Annotated in this window: 14 protein-coding genes; 1 reads left to right on the forward strand and 13 read right to left on the reverse strand. The window is 58.4% G+C overall.

The window, feature by feature from the left end; all coding sequences use genetic code 11:
* Positions 1-286 precede the first annotated feature (286 nt).
* Positions 287-1,477, forward strand: a complete 1,191-nt coding sequence (gene hmpA / locus NHG65_RS19890; RefSeq protein WP_499182582.1) for an NO-inducible flavohemoprotein — start codon at positions 287-289, stop codon at positions 1,475-1,477.
* A 165-nt stretch (positions 1,478-1,642) separates the two neighbouring features.
* On the opposite strand, the gene NHG65_RS19895 is transcribed toward hmpA, so the two are convergent.
* From NHG65_RS19895 to qseG, 13 genes are all read right to left on the reverse strand, one after another.
* Complete coding sequence (locus NHG65_RS19895; protein WP_499182583.1) at positions 1,643-2,830, reverse strand: c-type cytochrome; 1,188 nt, start codon at positions 2,828-2,830, stop codon at positions 1,643-1,645.
* The gene (locus NHG65_RS19900; RefSeq protein ID WP_413481376.1) at positions 2,827-4,737 is read right to left on the reverse strand and encodes an NAD(P)-binding protein; all 1,911 of its coding nucleotides are present in this window, start codon (positions 4,735-4,737) and stop codon (positions 2,827-2,829) included. Before NHG65_RS19900 ends, NHG65_RS19895 begins: the two co-directional genes overlap by 4 nt.
* A gap of 213 nt (positions 4,738-4,950) precedes the next feature.
* A complete protein-coding gene (gene patD, locus NHG65_RS19905; protein WP_099062685.1) occupies positions 4,951-6,375 on the reverse strand; it encodes an aminobutyraldehyde dehydrogenase in 1,425 nt (474 codons plus the stop codon).
* Positions 6,376-6,421: 46 nt separating this feature from the next.
* On the reverse strand, positions 6,422-7,228 hold the full coding sequence (locus NHG65_RS19910) for an ABC transporter permease (protein ID WP_085118310.1): 807 nt from the start codon (positions 7,226-7,228) through the stop codon (positions 6,422-6,424).
* On the reverse strand, positions 7,218-8,156 hold the full coding sequence (locus NHG65_RS19915; protein ID WP_369804750.1) for an ABC transporter permease: 939 nt from the start codon (positions 8,154-8,156) through the stop codon (positions 7,218-7,220). The genes NHG65_RS19910 and NHG65_RS19915 overlap by 11 nt, the downstream gene beginning before the upstream one ends.
* A gap of 7 nt (positions 8,157-8,163) precedes the next feature.
* A complete protein-coding gene (locus tag NHG65_RS19920; protein WP_219016805.1) occupies positions 8,164-9,192 on the reverse strand; it encodes an ABC transporter ATP-binding protein in 1,029 nt (342 codons plus the stop codon).
* Between the two features lie 55 nt (positions 9,193-9,247).
* Positions 9,248-10,402 (reverse strand): putative ABC transporter substrate-binding protein YdcS, encoded by a 1,155-nt coding sequence (gene ydcS / locus NHG65_RS19925; protein WP_085118314.1) that lies wholly within the window; start codon positions 10,400-10,402, stop codon positions 9,248-9,250.
* 61 nt (positions 10,403-10,463) lie between these two features.
* On the reverse strand, positions 10,464-11,927 hold the full coding sequence (locus NHG65_RS19930) for a gamma-aminobutyraldehyde dehydrogenase (RefSeq protein WP_085118316.1): 1,464 nt from the start codon (positions 11,925-11,927) through the stop codon (positions 10,464-10,466).
* A gap of 115 nt (positions 11,928-12,042) precedes the next feature.
* Complete coding sequence (locus tag NHG65_RS19935) at positions 12,043-12,966, reverse strand: LysR substrate-binding domain-containing protein (RefSeq protein ID WP_219016806.1); 924 nt, start codon at positions 12,964-12,966, stop codon at positions 12,043-12,045.
* 223 nt (positions 12,967-13,189) lie between these two features.
* On the reverse strand, positions 13,190-13,528 hold the full coding sequence (glnB, locus tag NHG65_RS19940) for a nitrogen regulatory protein P-II (protein WP_004847623.1): 339 nt from the start codon (positions 13,526-13,528) through the stop codon (positions 13,190-13,192).
* A 10-nt stretch (positions 13,529-13,538) separates the two neighbouring features.
* The gene (locus NHG65_RS19945; protein ID WP_099062687.1) at positions 13,539-15,161 is read right to left on the reverse strand and encodes an NAD+ synthase; all 1,623 of its coding nucleotides are present in this window, start codon (positions 15,159-15,161) and stop codon (positions 13,539-13,541) included.
* Positions 15,162-15,290: 129 nt separating this feature from the next.
* Positions 15,291-16,628, reverse strand: a complete 1,338-nt coding sequence (glrR, locus tag NHG65_RS19950) for a two-component system response regulator GlrR (protein ID WP_099062688.1) — start codon at positions 16,626-16,628, stop codon at positions 15,291-15,293.
* A complete protein-coding gene (qseG, locus tag NHG65_RS19955; protein ID WP_207979569.1) occupies positions 16,625-17,497 on the reverse strand; it encodes a two-component system QseEF-associated lipoprotein QseG in 873 nt (290 codons plus the stop codon). Before qseG ends, glrR begins: the two co-directional genes overlap by 4 nt.

Consider the following 17,497-nt stretch of genomic DNA (forward strand, 5'->3'; position numbering starts at 1 on the left):
CCCCAATGAGGATAGGCCTTGACAGAGGTTTTTACGCAAACGATTGGCATTAGGCGCAGCAAGGCTTTGATCCGATAAACTACCCCATTCGACAACGGACTTTTACTCATACTGAGCATGCGGTTTTTTCATGTTCTGTGAGCAAGATCGTCGCTTAACGACCCCGCAACAAAAACAGGGGTATTTACAGCCAGGGCAGAAACCGTTAGGATGCGTTAAAACTTAAAGATGCATTTAAAATACATCATTTAAATATTCCAATAATGATCGACCAAGGAGCGCTACCATGCTGGATAGCCAAACCATCGCCACCGTAAAATCTACCATTCCCCTGCTGGCCGCTACCGGGCCGAAACTGACTGCCCATTTCTACGATCGCATGTTCGAGCACAATCCTGAGTTAAAAGATGTGTTCAATATGAACAACCAGCGCAATGGCGATCAGCGTCAGGCGCTGTTCGACGCGATCTGTGCCTATGCCGCGAATATCGAAAATCTGGCGGCGTTGCTGCCGGCGGTAGAACGTATTGCTCAGAAGCACACCAGCCTGAATATTCGGCCGGACCAATACCAAATTGTTGGCGGTCATTTACTGGCAACCCTGGATGAAATGTTCAGTCCGGGCCAGGAAGTACTGGATGCCTGGGGTAAAGCTTACGGCGTGTTGGCGGATGTATTTATCCAGCGCGAAGGCCAGATTTATCAGGACAGTGAAACGGCTGACGGTGGCTGGCGTGACCTGCGCGCATTCCGCATCGTCAAAAAACAGCCACAGAGCGAGGTGATTTGCAGCTTCGTGTTGGCACCGGTTGACGGTGGCAAGGTGATCGACTTCAAACCGGGTCAATACCTGGCGGTCTACATCAAGCACGACAGCATGGAAAACCAGGAAATTCGCCAATACTCACTGACCACCTCACCGAATGGCGAATACTATCGCATTGCGGTAAAACGTGAAGATCAGGGTAAGGTATCGAACTTCCTGCATCAGCAAGCCAAAGAAGGCGACGTGATTTATCTCGCTCCGCCGCACGGGGATTTCTTCCTCGAAGCGCAGCCGGAAACCCCGGTGGCACTGATCTCCGCCGGTGTCGGCCAAACGCCGATGCTCGGCATGCTCAATACCTTGCACGATAACCAGCACCCTGCGGACGTACACTGGTTGCACGCAGCGGAAAACGGCAGCGTTCACGCCTTTGCCGATGAAGTGGCAAACATCGCCGACCGCATGCCAAATCTGAGCCGCCACGTCTGGTACAACCAACCGGGCGTCAATGATGTGGAAGGCCGTGACTACCAGAGCCGTGGCCTGATGAACCTCAGTGCCCTGCGCGGAACACTCAGCACGCCGCAGATGCATTACTATTTCTGTGGGCCGGTGCCGTTTATGCAGCATGTGGGCAAGCAGTTGCTGGAGATGGGTGTAGAAGCCGAACGCATCCACTACGAATGCTTCGGCCCGCATAAGGTTCTGTAATTAAAAGGGGCGCGACCTGTTGCCGCGCCCTCAGATGGCTGATAATGCTCGTTATTAGGGAGAGCGTGCCGAAGGGGTCGTAGCAGCTTTAGCTGCCGGAGCGCCCCTCGGTGCGCTAGGCCCGAGTATCTCTATCTAATAAACAGCTCAACCCGCGCCCTTCTGTTATTTCTCCGCCAGCTTACGTGTCTCTTGAACCTGTTGCGCCGTAACCGGTGCCGCCTGGTTACCCCAGCTTCCCCGTAAATAACTCATCAGATCGGCGGCCTGTTGATCGTTCAACGTCCAGGCGTAACCCGGCATGGCGATTGCCGTGGCATGTTGGGTGATTGGCGTATGCGCCCCTTCCAGCACCACGCGCAGCGCAGTTAACGGGTTTTCCGCCGTGACCGTTGTGTTACCCGCCAGTGCCGGAATGGTGTTGTCGCTGCCCTCGCCCTTATTGCCATGGCAGGTTGAGCAATACATGGCATAGGTGGCTTGCCCTGCCTGCGAATTGCCGGTCTTCATTGCCATGGCTTTGTCCGCCTGCGGTTTTTCCGCCGCCAGGCTGTGCAGATAGGTCGCAATGGCATTCAGATCGCCATCGGTCAGATATTGCGTACTGTGGCTAACCACCTCACCCATCGGCCCTGCGACCGCCGCATGTTGGCTACGTCCGGTTTTCAGCAGGGCCACGACCTCGTCCTGTTGCAGCCCGCGTAATCCGGAAGCGTACCACCCGTCCAGTTCGGCACCACTCAGGAAGGCCGGCTCTTTGCTGTCCAATCCTTTCTCCTGCATCGCCCAACCACGCGGCGTATGGCAACTGCCGCAGTGCCCCGCTCCTTGCACCAAATAAGCCCCGCGATTCCATTCAGCACTCTGACCCGCGTCCGGCTGGTAAGGCATATCCTCATGGAACAGCTGGTTCCATATTGCCAACGGCCAACGCATCGACAGTGGCCAACTGATATCACTGGCACGGTTAGCCGTATTCTGCGCCGGGACCTCCTTCATCAGGTAGTCGTACAGCGCGCGCATATCTTCCGCATTCATTTTGGCGTAAGAGGTGTACGGCATCGCCGGATACAGCCGATGGCCATCTTTGGCGATCCCCTGGCGCATCGCACGGTCAAACTCGTCAAAGGAATAAGCTCCGATGCCCTGCTGCTTATCTGGCGTAATATTGGTAGCGTAAATATTGCCCAACGGAGTCGGGAACTTCATGCCACCGGCAAACAGAGCACCGCCCGGTGCGGTATGGCAGGCGGTGCAGTCACCGGCCTTGGCCACGTATTCTCCGGCCGACATCGCCTGGGCCGAACCGCCCGCCACCAGTAAGGTCAGTAAATACAGTGAACGCATGCTCATGCTCCCTCCTTGGCGGCAACATGGCCGAAGGCCAGTTCATTTACCGCGCGCCATGCCTGGTCGATCGCCGAATTGGCGTACGGACTCCAGTCTGAATCCGAGTTGGCAATCACAATTTTGCCGATCGGCTGGCGTGCCGTCTCTATGATTTTCTTCGCCTCGTCCTCGTCGTCAAACAGCCCGTTGAGGAAGTAAGAATAGCCGTGCGACCAGCGGTTAACGGTGATCGCCTCGATATCCCGCTGATGATCGAAACCGGCAGAGCCGAGCATGCCCTGCAACTGTTCGCGGATCATCTGCTCATGCACTTCAAACGGCGTACCCAACAGCAAGGCGCGACCTTTGCGCGACTGTTCACGCGGGCTCAGCCCGCTGCCCGCCAGCGTCGGCACATACACCATGTGCAGGCCAATCGGCTGGTTCGGATCCCGCGGGTGCTGATAGCCGCCCATGCTCACCGGATAATCCAGCTTCACACGGCAATAAGGCGCCGTCGGCGAGTAAACTTCATGCACGCCCAGTTTGATAAACGACTGCCAGTTGCGGATCACCACTTTGCTGTACACCAGCGGCGACTTGACGTTCTGCTTCAGCGCCTGTTGCTGCTCAGCTGACATTTCCGGCACCAGATACGGGATCATCATGTTGTACCCAGCCATCACGACCTGTCCGGCGCGCACCTTGGTCATCTTCTCGCCGGTCATATAGGTCACCTCGACCTTATCACCGACGTTGGCCGCGTGCAGCCCGGTGCTGTTCAACCGCAGTTTTACCGGTGACTCCGCTCGGTCGAGTTGGCTGTAGTCGAACTTCGCCAACACGATGTCATTCATGTCGTTACCACCCGGTGAGACTGCCGGGATCAGATGGCGCACCATTAAGCGCGTCAGCGTGGCGTTGCCGTCCGGGAAATGGAACACGTAAGGATCGTCGAGATCCGCCTGCGACTCTTCATCCAGCGGCGGCAGGTTCATGCCGTTCAGGCCGGGAAGATCGCAGATACGCGCATCGCTGCAAGAGGTGGCGTCGATACCCACCGCCTGGAAATCACTGGTGGTTTGTTGGAAATAGCGGATCGCCATTTCGCTCAGGCCAACCTTGTCACGCAGGAATTCGGTATAGCTGTGCTTGTCGAGCCATTCGCTTTTCTGTTCCTGGTTCATCTCCGGCAGATAATCTTTATCCACGGTGTGCAGCACAATCAGCGCCTGACGATCGCTTTCCGGCAGTGGGAAATCACCGATAAAGGCTTCGTAGGAACGGCCGTTGAGGCGGTCATGGGGGATATCATCCGCCACCATGCGGCCCGGATCCCCGTTCACCACTTTGTCGACGCCGAAGTTTTTGCGATCGAAATAGACGCCACGGCTCAGGTTCAGATCCGGGTAGAAGGTTTTATCGAAAGCCTTTTCCAGGTTGTCGATACTGACGCCCAGCTTTTGCAGCAGCCCCATCGCCACCGGACTGAAGTTGGATCGCGGCGACTGCAGCGACTCGCTGCCACCGTAGCCGAGGATGGTGCCGTTCTCGCTGCTGAACTCATTACGCTTGGCGTGACCACCAAAGTCATCGTGATTATCAATCAGTAAAATACGCTGCTGCGGCCCGTTCATTTGCTGCCAGAAGCAGGCTGCCGCCAGCCCGCTGATTCCGGCACCGACCACCACCAGATCGAACTCTTCCGTGGCTGGGATGCTGGCAAAATCGAAGGCCTTGCCGTCACGTCCCAATTGATGCGCATGCTCAAACGAACCGGGATGGTTGCCCCGCAGCCCGGTCAGCGTCGGTGGGTAATAGAGGGTTTGATTGGCGGTTTGCGGCGATGCGCGCAGGATCTGCATCGGCGTTAACCCGGCGGCGATGGTGATCGCTACCCCATTAAGAAAATCGCGTCTGGTGATACCCATAATTGGCTTCCTTTGAGTTTGATGACAAAGTGGTCTTTGAACCCGAGATACCGGGCCTAGCGCACCGAGGGGCGCTCCGGCGGGCAAGCCGCTACAACCCCTTCGGCACGCTCTCCCTAATAACGGGCTTTGTCAGCAGTCTGTTTTTATTATCATCAGACCGGCCGGAGCCGGTCTGAAAGCCGCGTTATTTTGCAGATAAAACCTGATGAATCAATGTTTAAACATCACGTGGCGGATAGCGGTGTAATCTTCCAGGCCGTACATCGACATATCCTTGCCGTAACCGGACAGCTTTTGGCCACCGTGCGGCATCTCGCTGACCAGCATAAAATGGGTATTCACCCAGGTACAACCATACTGCAAACGGGCGCTCAGGCGGTGTGCCCGGCCCACGTCGCGCGTCCACAGGGAAGACGCCAGCCCGTAGTCAGACTCGTTGGCCCAGGCCAGTACCTGTGCTTCGTCGTCGAACGGCGTGACGGTCACCACCGGGCCGAACACTTCACGCTGGACGATTTCATCTTCCTGCCGAGCCCCCGCCAACAGCGTCGGCTGGAAATAGTAGCCAGGGCCGTTAACCCTTTCACCACCGGTCACCACCTGCACATGCGGCAAAGCCTTGGCCCGTTCGACAAAACCCACCACCCGCTCCAGATGTTGGGCGGTTATCAACGGGCCCAGTTCGCTACTTTGATCTTCCGGTGGGCCGATCTTCAGGCTACCGATGGCCTCGCCCAACGCCTTCACCAACTGCGGATAGATCCCCTTCTGCGCATAAATTCGGCAGGCGGCGGTACAGTCCTGACCGGCGTTGTAGAAACCAAAGCTGCGGATCCCCTCCACCACCTGCTGCAGGTCGGCGTCGTCAAACACCAGCACCGGTGCCTTGCCCCCCAGCTCCATATGGGTGCGCTTAATGCCGGATGCGGTATGGCCAATGATGTGTTCGCCGGTGGCGATTGAGCCGGTCAGCGACACCATGCGTACTTTGTTATGGCCGGTCAGGCGATCACCGACGCTGGCACCACGGCCGAACAGCACGTTAAACACGCCCGGCGGGAACAGACCGGCGGCCAGTTCGGCCAGCTTGAAGGTGGTCAACGGGGTTTGTTCCGACGGCTTAAGCACCACGCAGTTACCTGCCGCCAGCGCCGGAGCCAGCTTCCACGCCGCCATCATCAGCGGATAGTTCCAGGGGGCGATCGAGGCGACTACGCCCAGCGGATCGCGGCGGATCATCGACGTGTGTCCGGCCAGATACTCACCGGCCGCCAGCCCGCTCAGGCAACGACTGGCCCCGGCGAAGAAGCGGAAGACATCAGCCACGCCCGGCAGTTCGTCATTCAGCACGCAGTGGTAGGGTTTACCGCAGTTGATCGATTCCAGGCGGGCCAGGGTTTCCGCATGGCTGTCGATCAGATCCGCCAGCTTCAACAGGTGTTCAGCACGTTCTTTCGGCGTGGTCTGCCCCCAGTGTACAAATGCGGCGTCGGCCGCCAGTACGGCCTGATCGACCTGCTCTGCACTGGCTTCAGCCACCTGTACCACCACCTCTCCGGTTGCCGGGTTATACACCGGCAACAACTCGCCCTGGCCGGTAACCAGTTGGCCGTTAATCAACAATTGGCTTTGCATAGGGTTATCCTTTTATAAGATGTCTGGTACGCATTAGGGTCAGAGGTTATTTGCCGCTGCCGGCGACGCTCTCGCCGCCCTTGGTCAGGTAATAGGCCCCCAAAATCGGGAACATGGTCAGCAACATCACCGACAGCGCCACCACGTTGGTGATGGGCACATCGCGCGGACGGCCAAGCTGGTTCAGCAACCACAGCGGCAACGTGCGCTCATGTCCGGCGGTAAAGGTGGTGACGATGATTTCATCAAACGACAGCGCGAATGCCAGCATGCCCCCGGCCAGCAATGCCGAGCCCAGATTGGGTAGCATCACGTAGCGGAAGGTTTGCCAGCCGTCGGCGCCGAGATCCATTGACGCCTCGATCAGGCTATGGGAAGTCCGGCGGAAACGAGCGATGACGTTGTTGAACACGATCACCACGCAGAAGGTGGCATGGCCAATCACGATGGTCAGCACCCCCGGCTCGATATTCAGTGCCTTGAACGCCGCCAGCAGCGCCAGACCGGTGACAATGCCCGGTAGCGCGATCGGTAACAGCAGCAACAGTGAAATGCTGTCTTTACCGAAGAAATCACGCCGGTACAGCGCCGCCGCTGCCAGGGTGCCCAGCACCAGCGCTACCGCCGTCGCCAGCGCGGCAATCTGCGCGGAAAGCAGCATCGCATCGATAATGTCCTGCCGACCGGCAGCCACGCTAAACCAATGCAGCGTGAAGCCCTTCGGTGGGAAGCTGAACGCCGCGTCCTCGGTGTTGAAGGCATAGATGGCGATAATCGCCAGCGGGAAATGCAGGAAAATCAGACCGCCCCAGGCGGCCAGTTTCAGCCCTAATGGCGCGCGCTCAGAGTGCATCGAAGGCCCCCAGACGTTTCACAATGGAAAGATAAATCGCGATCAACACAATCGGCACCAGGGTGAAGGCTGCTGCCATCGGCATATTGCCGATCGCCCCTTGCTGGGCGTACACCATGCTGCCTATGAAATAGCCCGGCGGCCCCACCAGCTGCGGCACAATAAAGTCCCCCAGCGTCAGCGAGAAGGTGAAGATCGACCCCGCGGCAATGCCTGGCACCGCCAGCGGCAGGATCACGTAACGGAAAGTCTGCGACGGACGTGCGCCCAGATCCGCCGAGGCGTGCAGCAACGAAGGTGGCAGACGTTCCAGCGCCGCCTGGATCGGCAGGATCATGAACGGCAGCCAGATATAGACAAACACCAGAAAACGCCCCAGCCCGGAGGTCGACAGGGTATTGCCGCCGACGCCCGGCACGGTCAGGATCGCTGCCAGTACCGGCTCCAGCCCCAGATGCTGCAAGAACCACTGCGCCACGCCATCCTTCGCCAGCAGCAGCGTCCAGGCATAGGCCTTGACGATATAGCTGGCCCACATCGGCATCATCACCGCGATATAAAAGAACGCTTTGACGCGGCCGCTGGTGTAACGCGCCATGTAATAGGCAATCGGGAACGCCAGCACCGCACTGGCCAGTGACACCAGCACCGCCATTGTCAGCGTGCGCAGGATGATGTCGTAGTTGGCCGGGTTAAACAGCGCCCGCAGGTTATCGAAGGTCAGATCCGGCGTCACCGTCATGGTGAAATCGTCGAAGGTATAGAACCCCTGCCACAACAGCGTCAATAATGAGCCGAGGTACACCGCACCGAACCACAGCAGCGGCGGCACCAGTAACAGCAGCAGGTACAGCGTCGGCCGGCGGTAGAGAAAGGTCGACAGGGCGCGCAAGGTACCGCGGCGCGGCGCGGGATAGTCGATGCTCATCTCCATCTCACCTCTCCTCCAGCAGCGGCACCATCGCTTCACGCGACCAGCAGGCGGTGACCGGCTGACCGATCAAATGCTGCTGTCCGGCGGCGTGCCACTGAGGATTCGCCTCGCTGACCAGCAGTTTTTCACCGCTGCTCAGCGCAATTTCATAACGCGTCGCCGCGCCCTGATAATGGATCTCTTGCAGCGTGCCCTGCACCTGAATTTCGCCCTGCGCGGCACCGGTCATATCCACCAGGCGAATATGTTCGGGGCGGATAGAGAAGGTGGCGGTCTGGCCGAGCAAGCGCTGCGCCAGCTCGCTGCGCACCACGTTGGAAGTCCCGACAAATTCGGCGACAAACGGCGTCTTCGGCCGCATATACAGTTCACGTGGCGCGTCCACCTGCTCGATACGCCCGTTATTGAACACCGCCACCCGATCCGACATCGACAGCGCTTCGCTCTGATCATGGGTGACGAAAATAAAGGTGATCCCCAACTGGCGCTGCAGCTTTTTCAGTTCGCCCTGCATCTGTTCACGCAGCTTGAGATCCAGCGCGCCCAGCGGTTCATCCAGCAACAGCACCCGTGGTCGGTTAACCAGTGCGCGGGCCAGTGCCACACGCTGCCGCTGACCACCGGAAAGGTGCGCCGGTTTGCGTTCGGCGACGAACCCCAGCGCCACACTGTCCAGCGCCTCTTGGGCCCGAGCCAACCTTTCACGCTTGGTGACGCCTTTCACCATCAATCCGTAGGCCACGTTTTCCAGCACCGACATGTGCGGGAACAGCGCGTAATCCTGGAAGACGGTATTCACGTCACGCTGATACGGCGGCAGATTGGCCGCTTCCTGGCCGTGAATACGGATCGAACCGGCGCTGAGTTGTTCAAAGCCGGCGATCAGTCGCAGGCAGGTGGTTTTACCCGAGCCGGAAGGCCCGAGCATGGAGAAGAATTCCCCATCTTGTATTTCGATAGAAACCCGGTCCACGGCGCGAACGTCGCCGAAGCTCCGCGAAACATCGATAAATTGTACGGCAATGGTCATGATCTGCGCTCCTGATAGGCATTCATCGGGCGTAGCAGGCTACGCCCTCCGCGGGTTACCGACCGCCCATGATGGCGATATAGTCCTGAGTCCAGCGGCTGTACGGCACGAACTTTCCGCCCTGAGCCTGCGGCGTTTTCCAGAAGGCAATCTTGTCGAACTGGTTGAAGCCGTTGGTTTCACACCCCTTGTCACCCAGCAGCGTACTGGCCTTGCAGCCTGCCGGAGACGCCGGTACCGAACCAAACCAGGCGGCAACGTCGCCCTGCACTTTTGGCTCCAGCGACCAGTTCATCCACAGATAAGCACAGTTCGGGTGTTTGGCATCGGCGTGCAGCATGGTGGTGTCCGCCCAGCCGGTAACGCCCTCTTTCGGGAACACGGTGCCAATCGGCTGGCCTTCCCCTTTCAGGGCATTGGCCTGATACGGCCAGGCGCTGGAGGCCACGACGCCTTCGTTTTTGAAATCACTCATCTGTACCGAGGTGTCATGCCAGTAGCGGTGGATCAACGCATGCTGGGTGCGCAATATCTTCAATGCCGCCTGATATTGCTCTTCGTTCAACTGGTACGGGTCGCTGATGCCAAGCTGCGGCTGCGTAGCCTTCAGGAACAGCGCTGCATCGGCGATGTAAATCGGCCCGTCATAAGCCTGTACCCGGCCCTGATTGGTCTTGCCGTCCGGCAGGTTTTGTTGCTGGAACACCACCGCCCAACTGTCTGGCGGCGTCGGGAAGGTTTTAGTGTTGTACATCAGCAGGTTTGGCCCCCACTGATAGGGTGTGCCGTAGGTTTTGCCGTCTACGGTGTACCAGGCCCCGTTCAGCAGGCGCGGGTCGATATTTTTCCAGTTGGGGATCAGTGCAGGGTTGATCGGCTGCACCCGCTTACCGAAGATCAGGCGTAACGAGGCGTCGCCGGAAGCGGTGACCAGGTCATAGCCGCCCTTGGCCATCAGGCTGACCATTTCATCGGAGGTGGCGGCGGTTTTCACATTCACCGCACAGCTGGTTTGTTTTTCAAACTGGCTGACCCAGTCATAGTTTTTATCGGACTGACCGCGTTCGATATAGCCGGGCCAGGCAATGATATCCAGTCGCCCTTCGCCTTTACCCAGCGCCTGCGGCAAGTCGGCCGCCTGGGCCAGGCCACAAAGCACGGTGAAACAGAGTGCGGAAACTGTGGTGGTGACTGCGGTAGTTTTTCCCATCGTAATTACCCCTGTGTTGCGTATCTGTGTGCGGCAGGGAACGGCTGCCGCCCTAATTTCATTAGAAGCTGGCTTTAAACTTCGCCATGACGTGTCTGACCACGCTGTAGTCTTGCAGTGAATCACTGGACAGATCTTTGCCGTAGCCGGAGCGTTTCAGGCCCCCGTGCGGCATCTCACTCGCCAGGGTGAAATGGGTATTGATCCAGGTGCTGCCGTATTGCAGATGCGCGGCAATATGCAGCGCCCGATCGATATTCTGCGTCCAGACCGACGAGGCCAGGCCGTATTCGGAATCGTTTGCCCAGTTGACCGCCTGCTCCAGATGTTCGAAGCGAGTGACGCTCACCACCGGGCCGAACACTTCGCGCTGGACGATTTCGTCACTTTGCAGGCAGCCCGCCAGCAGCGTGGGTTGGTAGTAGAAGCCAGGGCCGGAATGCGCGGCAGCGCCGGTGATCAGTTCAATATGTGGCTGGCTGAGCGCCCGCTCGACAAAGCTGGCGACGCGATCGCGTTGGCGGCTGCTGATCAGCGGGCCGATTTCGTTGTCTTCATCGCGTTTGCGGGCAAAACGCAGGCTGGCAACCGCCTCGCCCAGCGCCTCCACCAGCTTGGGATAGATCCCCGCCTGCGCGTAGATGCGGCAGGCGGCGGTGCAGTCTTGTCCGGCGTTGTAGTAGCCATAGGTGCGGATGCTGTTGACCACTTCATCCAGGTCGGCGTCGTCGCAAACAATCACCGGAGCCTTGCCGCCCAGCTCCAGGTGAGTACGTTTGACGCTCTTCGCCGCGGCCTGCAGAATTTTTTGCCCGGTGACGATATCGCCGGTAACCGAGACCAGCCGCACCTGAGGATGACCGACCAGATGGCTGCCGACCCCTTCCCCGCCGCCGTAAATGATATTCAGCACGCCCGGTGGCAGGATGTCCTGCAACGCAGGCACCAGCGCCAGAATGGTCAGCGGAGTATGTTCGGAAGGTTTGAATACCACGGTGTTACCCGCCGCCAGCGCCGGCGCGATCTTCCACGCCGCCATCATCAGTGGGTAGTTCCACGGCGCAATCGAGGCCACCACACCGATCGGGTCGCGGCGGATCATCGAAGTGTGGCCTTCAATATATTCACCGGCCAATTGCCCCTGCTGGGTGCGTACCGCGCCGGCAAAGAACCGGAACACATCGACGGCGGCCGGCAGATCGTCATTGAGCGCCTGATGCAACGGCTTGCCGCAGTTGAGCGCCTCAAGACCGGCCAGACGCCCGGCCTGCCGTTCGATGGCGTCGGCAATGCGCAGCAGAATAGCAGCACGGTAGGCCGGCGTGGTGCGCGACCAGTGGCCGAAAGCCTGCTGTGCCGCTTTGACCGCACTGCCAACCTGTGCCGATGAAGCTTCGGTGATGGAAACCAGCGTTTCGCCATTGGCGGGATTAACGATGCACTCTTGCTGGCCTTCGCCTTCGACCGACTGACCGTTAATGAATTGCTGACAGGATAAACCTGAAAGGAGGTGCACATCTGCCATCGCGTATCGCCTCTAAGTGACCAAAACGTTAACTAAATGTGAATAAGTTAGTTTCAATCAGACTAAGCGAGCCTCAGGCAGCCAACAAATTCTAAATACTGAACGCCGCGTTCGATTAAATCGAATGCTTCAGCCCAGCGGCGTGCATATTGCCGTTCTCACGCGCAATGGTAAGGAACGGCGTGACCAGCTCCGGCCGCGCACTGCCGCGTCGCCAGGCCAGACCGATGTCCAGCGGCTCCAGCAGATCCACCAGCTTGCGTGCCTCAATCATGTTGCCTTCCAGCGACCAGGCGCGGTAGGCCATGTCCGGCAGGATCGAGACACCCATGCCCGCTGCTACCAGGCTGCGCACCGCCTCCGTCGACCCGGTTTTCATGGCAATCTCCGGTTTCACTCCGGCGCGAGCCCAGATGCGCCGCGCATGGACGTCCATTTCATCGGCGTTAAGCTGGATCAACGGCAGCTTCGCCACGTCCGCCAGACCAATGCTTTCATGATCCAACAGCGGATGCAGCGGTGGCAGCCACAGGCGATAAGGCGAATGCATCAGCACTTCGGTCTGCAACGCGTCGCGGTCTTCGATATTCGACAGGATCAGCACGCCGATATCTATCTCTCCACTCACCAGCAGATGCTCAATATAAGGGCGTTCGTCTTCGATCACCTGAAGGGTGACGTTGGGGTAAGCCGATTTAAACCGCTTCAACAGCTCGACCAAAAAGTACCCGGCCACCAGGCTGGTCACACCGATGGTCAGCTTTCCGGTCAGGCTTTCGGTCCCCAGTTGCAGGCTGCGCTTGGCGTTATCCACCGTCGCGAGGATCAGATAAGACTGGCGCAGAAACTGGTGGCCCTGGTGCGTCAGGTTCATGCCCTTGGCGTGGCGATCAAACAGCCGCACACCGATGTCGGTTTCCAACTGCTGAATGGCCAGCGTCAGTGAGGACTGGGAAACAAACACCGCCTGAGCGGCGGCGGAGATCGACCCGGTTTCCGCCACGGCAATGAAATGGCGGATTTGGCGCAGCGTCATCATAGGTAACAACCTTAATCAAAACAGTTGGGTTGAGTGTAGATGCCGTGCGGAAAGCGATCGGAAAAACTATCCAAAACGCGACAGCCTTCGCTTTTTTAGAATGCTAACCACAGGAATGACTGAGACTGGAGAATAAAACCGCGGGCTCAAGGGGGAATGGCGGAAACAACAAGGGCGCAGTATTGAGCTGCGCCCTCAGGGATTTCAGACCAGAAACGTTAAATTAGATCGCTTCTTCGTCCTGCTCGCCGGTACGGATGCGCACTACTCGCGCCACGTCGAAGACAAAGATTTTGCCGTCGCCAATTTTGCCGGTTTGCGCCGTCTGCATGATGGTCTCTACGCAGGTATCGACGATATCGTCGGCCACCACGATCTCAATTTTCACCTTCGGCAGAAAATCGACCATGTACTCCGCGCCACGGTACAGCTCGGTGTGGCCCTTCTGGCGGCCAAAGCCTTTCACTTCGGTAACGGTCATCCCGGTAATGCCAACCTCAGCCAGCGCTTCACGAACATCATCCAGTTTGAACGGCTTGATAATAGCGTCGATCTTTTTCATCTTGTTTCCTTTACCAATTTTTGCGGCCAAAGCCGGATGTGATTGGGTAGCGGCGGTCTTTGCCGAAATTGCGGGCGGTGATGCGCGGCCCAACGGCGGCCTGACGCCGTTTGTATTCGTTGATATCCACCAGGCGGATAACCTTGCGCACGATCGCCTCGTCGAAACCTTCAGCCACCAGATCGGCGACCGACTTATCGCGCTCAACATAACCTTCCAGAATCGCATCCAGAATGTCGTACGGCGGCAGACTGTCCTGATCGAGCTGATCCGGTGCCAGCTCGGCGGACGGCGGACGATCGATAACCCGCTGCGGGATCACGTATGAGACGGTATTGCGGTATTCGGACAGCTTGAACACCAGCGTTTTCGGTACGTCCTTCAGCACGTCGAAGCCACCCGCCATATCACCATACAGCGTGGCGTAGCCTACGGCCATCTCGCTTTTGTTGCCGGTGGTCAGCACGATGCTACGGCGTTTGTTGGACAGCGCCATCAACACCACGCCACGGCAGCGTGCCTGCAGGTTTTCTTCGGTGGTGTCGCGTTCGGTACCAGCAAACATTGGCGTCAGCTGGCCCATAAAGGCATCGAACATAGGTTCAATGGAGACGATGTCGAATTCAATGCCGAGGATTTCCGCTTCTTCCTTCGCATCAGCGATGCTGATATCCGCGGTGTAGCGGAACGGCATCATCAGCGCCTGCACTTTGTCTTTGCCCAACGCATCGACGGCAATCGCCAACGTCAGCGCCGAATCGATGCCGCCGGACAACCCCAGTACCGCGCCCTTAAAGCCGTTTTTGGTCACGTAATCACGCACCGCCAACACCAGGGCTTCGTACACCTGTGCCAACTGCGGCAGCTCGGCGGCCGGAGCGGTCATCGGCACCACCTCCAGCTCATTGAGCTCAAGCAGGGTCACCTGCTCGGCAAACGCCGTCAGGCGGTGGGTCATGTTGCCGGCCGCGTCGAATACCTTCGAGCAGCCGTCAAAAATCAGCTCATCCTGCCCGCCGATCTGGTTCAGATACACCAGCGGCAGATGAGTACGTTGGCAATGGCCGGCCATCAGCGTCTTGCGGATATACGGTTTTTCGCGGTTATACGGCGAGGCATTGATCGACAAAATCATTTCGGCACCGGCCGCCTTGGCGGCATCCACCGGTTCCGGGAACCACAAATCTTCGCAAATCAGCAGGCCCAATTGATAGCCTTTCAGCTCAACCACACAGGTTTCGTTACCGGCCTCGAAGTAGCGTTTCTCATCGAAAACGCCGTAGTTCGGCAACTGCTGCTTGAAGTACCGCGTCAGCAACTGCCCTTCGGAGAACAGCGACAGCGCATTATACAGCTTGTCACCTTCGCGCCACGGGTGACCAACCAGAATGGCGACCTCGGCAGATGCCTGCTGTAAACGGTGCAACTGCGCGTCACAGCGCTGATAAAAATCGTTGCGATACAGCAGGTCTTCCGGCGGATAGCCGGAGAGCGCCAACTCGGTGAACATGACCAGATCGGCTCCCGCCTTCTGCTGCTCTTGCACGGTTTGCAACATGCGTTCGGTGTTGCCTTCAATGTCACCGACCAGCAGATTTAGCTGGGCCAGTGCGATGGAAAGTGATCTGCTCATTGTTTAGGATCCCGCTTAATACGTTCCATGGTGCTCTGTGTTGGGCCATGCCGCAAACAAGAGAACGGAGTGTAAATCATTCCGCCGCGTTTGTTGAGAACCTGCGTGCGCAGGCTGCGGCGGAAAATATCATTCTTTAAAATCGTTGGCGTCCAGTTCATGGCGCGACAGCAATTTATAAAACTCGGTACGGTTGCGGCCCGCCATGCGCGCGGCCTGGGTCACATTACCCTTGGTGATTTGCAACAGCTTGCGCAGATAGTGCAATTCAAACTGATTGCGCGCCTCGACAAAGGTCGGCAAGGCGGTATTTTCGCCTTCCAGCGCCTGCTCAACCAGCGCTTCACTGATCACCGGCGCAGAGGTCAAGGCCACACACTGTTCGATCACGTTCACCAGTTGGCGCACGTTGCCCGGCCAGGTAGCGGTCATCAGGCGTTTCATGGCATCCGTTGAGAAACTGCGGACAAACGGCTTATGGCGCTTGGCGGATTCACGCAACAGATGATTGGCCAGCAACGGGATATCCTCGGCCCGCTCATTCAACGCCGGGATCTTCAGGTTCACCACGTTCAGGCGGTAGTACAAATCCTCGCGGAATTCGTTTTTCGCCATCGCCTTTTGCAGATCGCGGTGAGTGGCGGAAATAATGCGGACGTCAATGTCCAGATCGCGGTTGCTGCCCAGCGGGCGCACCTTGCGCTCCTGCAAAACTCGCAACAACTTAACCTGCAGTGAAAGCGGCATATCGCCGATCTCGTCGAGGAACAGCGTGCCGCCTGCCGCCGCCTGGAACAGCCCTTCGCGGCTGCTGACCGCGCCGGTAAAGGCCCCTTTGGCATGGCCAAACAGTTCGGACTCCAGCAACTGCTCCGGTAACGCGCCGCAGTTAATGGCAATAAAGGCCTTCTTGCCACGCGGGCTGGCGCCGTGGATAGCCTGTGCCAACACCTCTTTACCGGTGCCGCTGTGGCCGTTAATCAATACGCTGACGTCCGACTGCGCCACCATTTTTGCCTGCTCCAGCAGGCGCAGCATAATCGGGCTGCGGGTGACGATGTCCTCACGCCAGCTGTCATCACCGGCTGGCAGTGACAACGACAGCGCATCGTCGATGGCTTTGTACAGCGCATCGCGATCCACCGGTTTGGTCAGGAAGCTGAACACCCCTTGCTGGGTAGCCGCCACCGCGTCCGGGATCGAGCCATGGGCGGTCAGGATGATCACCGGCATGCCCGGCTGGTGCTTTTGGATCTCGACAAACAGCGCCATGCCGTCCATTTCGTCCATCCGCAGGTCGCTGATCACCAGATCAATCTTCTCACGCCCTAACAGGCGCAGCGCTTCCTGGCCACTTTCGGCGGTGGTGACATGGAAACCTTCGCTGGTCAGGCGCATCCCCAGCAGCTTGAGCAGGCTGGGATCGTCGTCAACCAATAACAAATTGGCCGGTTTGCGTGCGGTCATTGCGCGTGAGACTCCTTGTTAGCGGGGGGCGGCGCGTAAGTGTCTTCCGGCTCCACCGGCAGGGCGGTGCCCTTCTCCGGTTCGGCGTCCGACTCTGCCGCCTTGGCCGGTGCGACTTTCTTGCCCGTGGCGTCGGTTTTTTGCTGCGTCCCGCCGTTGTCCGGGATGTCACTCTGCAACTGCTTGCGTGAAGAGAGCTGACGTTCGATATCGGTCAGGTTTTCCAGCTTGCGTGAAGTGTCCTGCAGCTGCGCCTGTAGACGCACCTGGCTCTGACGCAGCGTATCGATCTGGCTGTCAGAGCTTTCCTGCAGGTGTTGATAGCGCGCCTTTTCATCAAACAGGGTGATCTGCAGCACCTGCTGTTGACGCCACAGCTGCAACAGCGGGCGCAGGGAACTTGGGAACTCCATGCGGTAACTGTTCAGGCGATCGATCATCTGGCGGCGTTCGCCCGAGGTCGGCTCGGCGCTGCCCAACAGAATGCTTTGCTTGAAAATGCCGTCCCAACTGTTGCCGGGCAAGGTTTTCGCCAGCGCACGGGCCTGGGTTGAACCGATACGATCGGCACAGTCCATGGCGCGCAGCCAGTAAAGTGAGTTATTCAACGCGTCTTTTTCGTCGAGCGGCCACAGGGTGTCGCACGCTGCGATGCGGTAATCCACCACTTTGGTGTCCGGGATCGCTTCCTGCTGCGGCTGATTCAGGCCACCGCTGACCGCACGATCGACGCAGCCCGCTAACAGAAACGGCATAAAAAGAACGCTGCCTAAAAAGGAAAATCGACGCTTGCCGAGCGGCGTGCCCTGTGTGGCACGCGGTGAACGTTCGGTCTGCGAGAGACGAAGGCGTTTAGACCATGTGTACAT

The organism is Serratia myotis, from assembly GCF_027474885.1.
In the GTDB taxonomy this organism is placed as follows: Bacteria; Pseudomonadota; Gammaproteobacteria; order Enterobacterales; family Enterobacteriaceae; genus Serratia; species Serratia proteamaculans.

Coding starts and splice junctions, on each gene's coding strand:
- glnB (WP_004847623.1), bottom strand. CDS start 13,528: ATGAAAAAGATCGACGCTATTATCAAGCCGTTCAAACTGGATGATGTT.
- ydcS (WP_085118314.1), bottom strand. CDS start 10,402: ATGGGAAAAACTACCGCAGTCACCACCACAGTTTCCGCACTCTGTTTC.
- NHG65_RS19930 (WP_085118316.1), bottom strand. CDS start 11,927: ATGGCAGATGTGCACCTCCTTTCAGGTTTATCCTGTCAGCAATTCATT.
- NHG65_RS19900 (WP_413481376.1), bottom strand. CDS start 4,737: ATGGGTATCACCAGACGCGATTTTCTTAATGGGGTAGCGATCACCATC.
- NHG65_RS19895 (WP_499182583.1), bottom strand. CDS start 2,830: ATGAGCATGCGTTCACTGTATTTACTGACCTTACTGGTGGCGGGCGGT.
- NHG65_RS19935 (WP_219016806.1), bottom strand. CDS start 12,966: ATGATGACGCTGCGCCAAATCCGCCATTTCATTGCCGTGGCGGAAACC.
- NHG65_RS19945 (WP_099062687.1), bottom strand. CDS start 15,161: ATGAGCAGATCACTTTCCATCGCACTGGCCCAGCTAAATCTGCTGGTC.
- hmpA (WP_499182582.1), top strand. CDS start 287: ATGCTGGATAGCCAAACCATCGCCACCGTAAAATCTACCATTCCCCTG.
- patD (WP_099062685.1), bottom strand. CDS start 6,375: ATGCAAAGCCAATTGTTGATTAACGGCCAACTGGTTACCGGCCAGGGC.
- glrR (WP_099062688.1), bottom strand. CDS start 16,628: ATGACCGCACGCAAACCGGCCAATTTGTTATTGGTTGACGACGATCCC.
- NHG65_RS19915 (WP_369804750.1), bottom strand. CDS start 8,156: ATGAGCATCGACTATCCCGCGCCGCGCCGCGGTACCTTGCGCGCCCTG.
- NHG65_RS19910 (WP_085118310.1), bottom strand. CDS start 7,228: ATGCACTCTGAGCGCGCGCCATTAGGGCTGAAACTGGCCGCCTGGGGC.
- qseG (WP_207979569.1), bottom strand. CDS start 17,497: ATGTACACATGGTCTAAACGCCTTCGTCTCTCGCAGACCGAACGTTCA.
- NHG65_RS19920 (WP_219016805.1), bottom strand. CDS start 9,192: ATGACCATTGCCGTACAATTTATCGATGTTTCGCGGAGCTTCGGCGAC.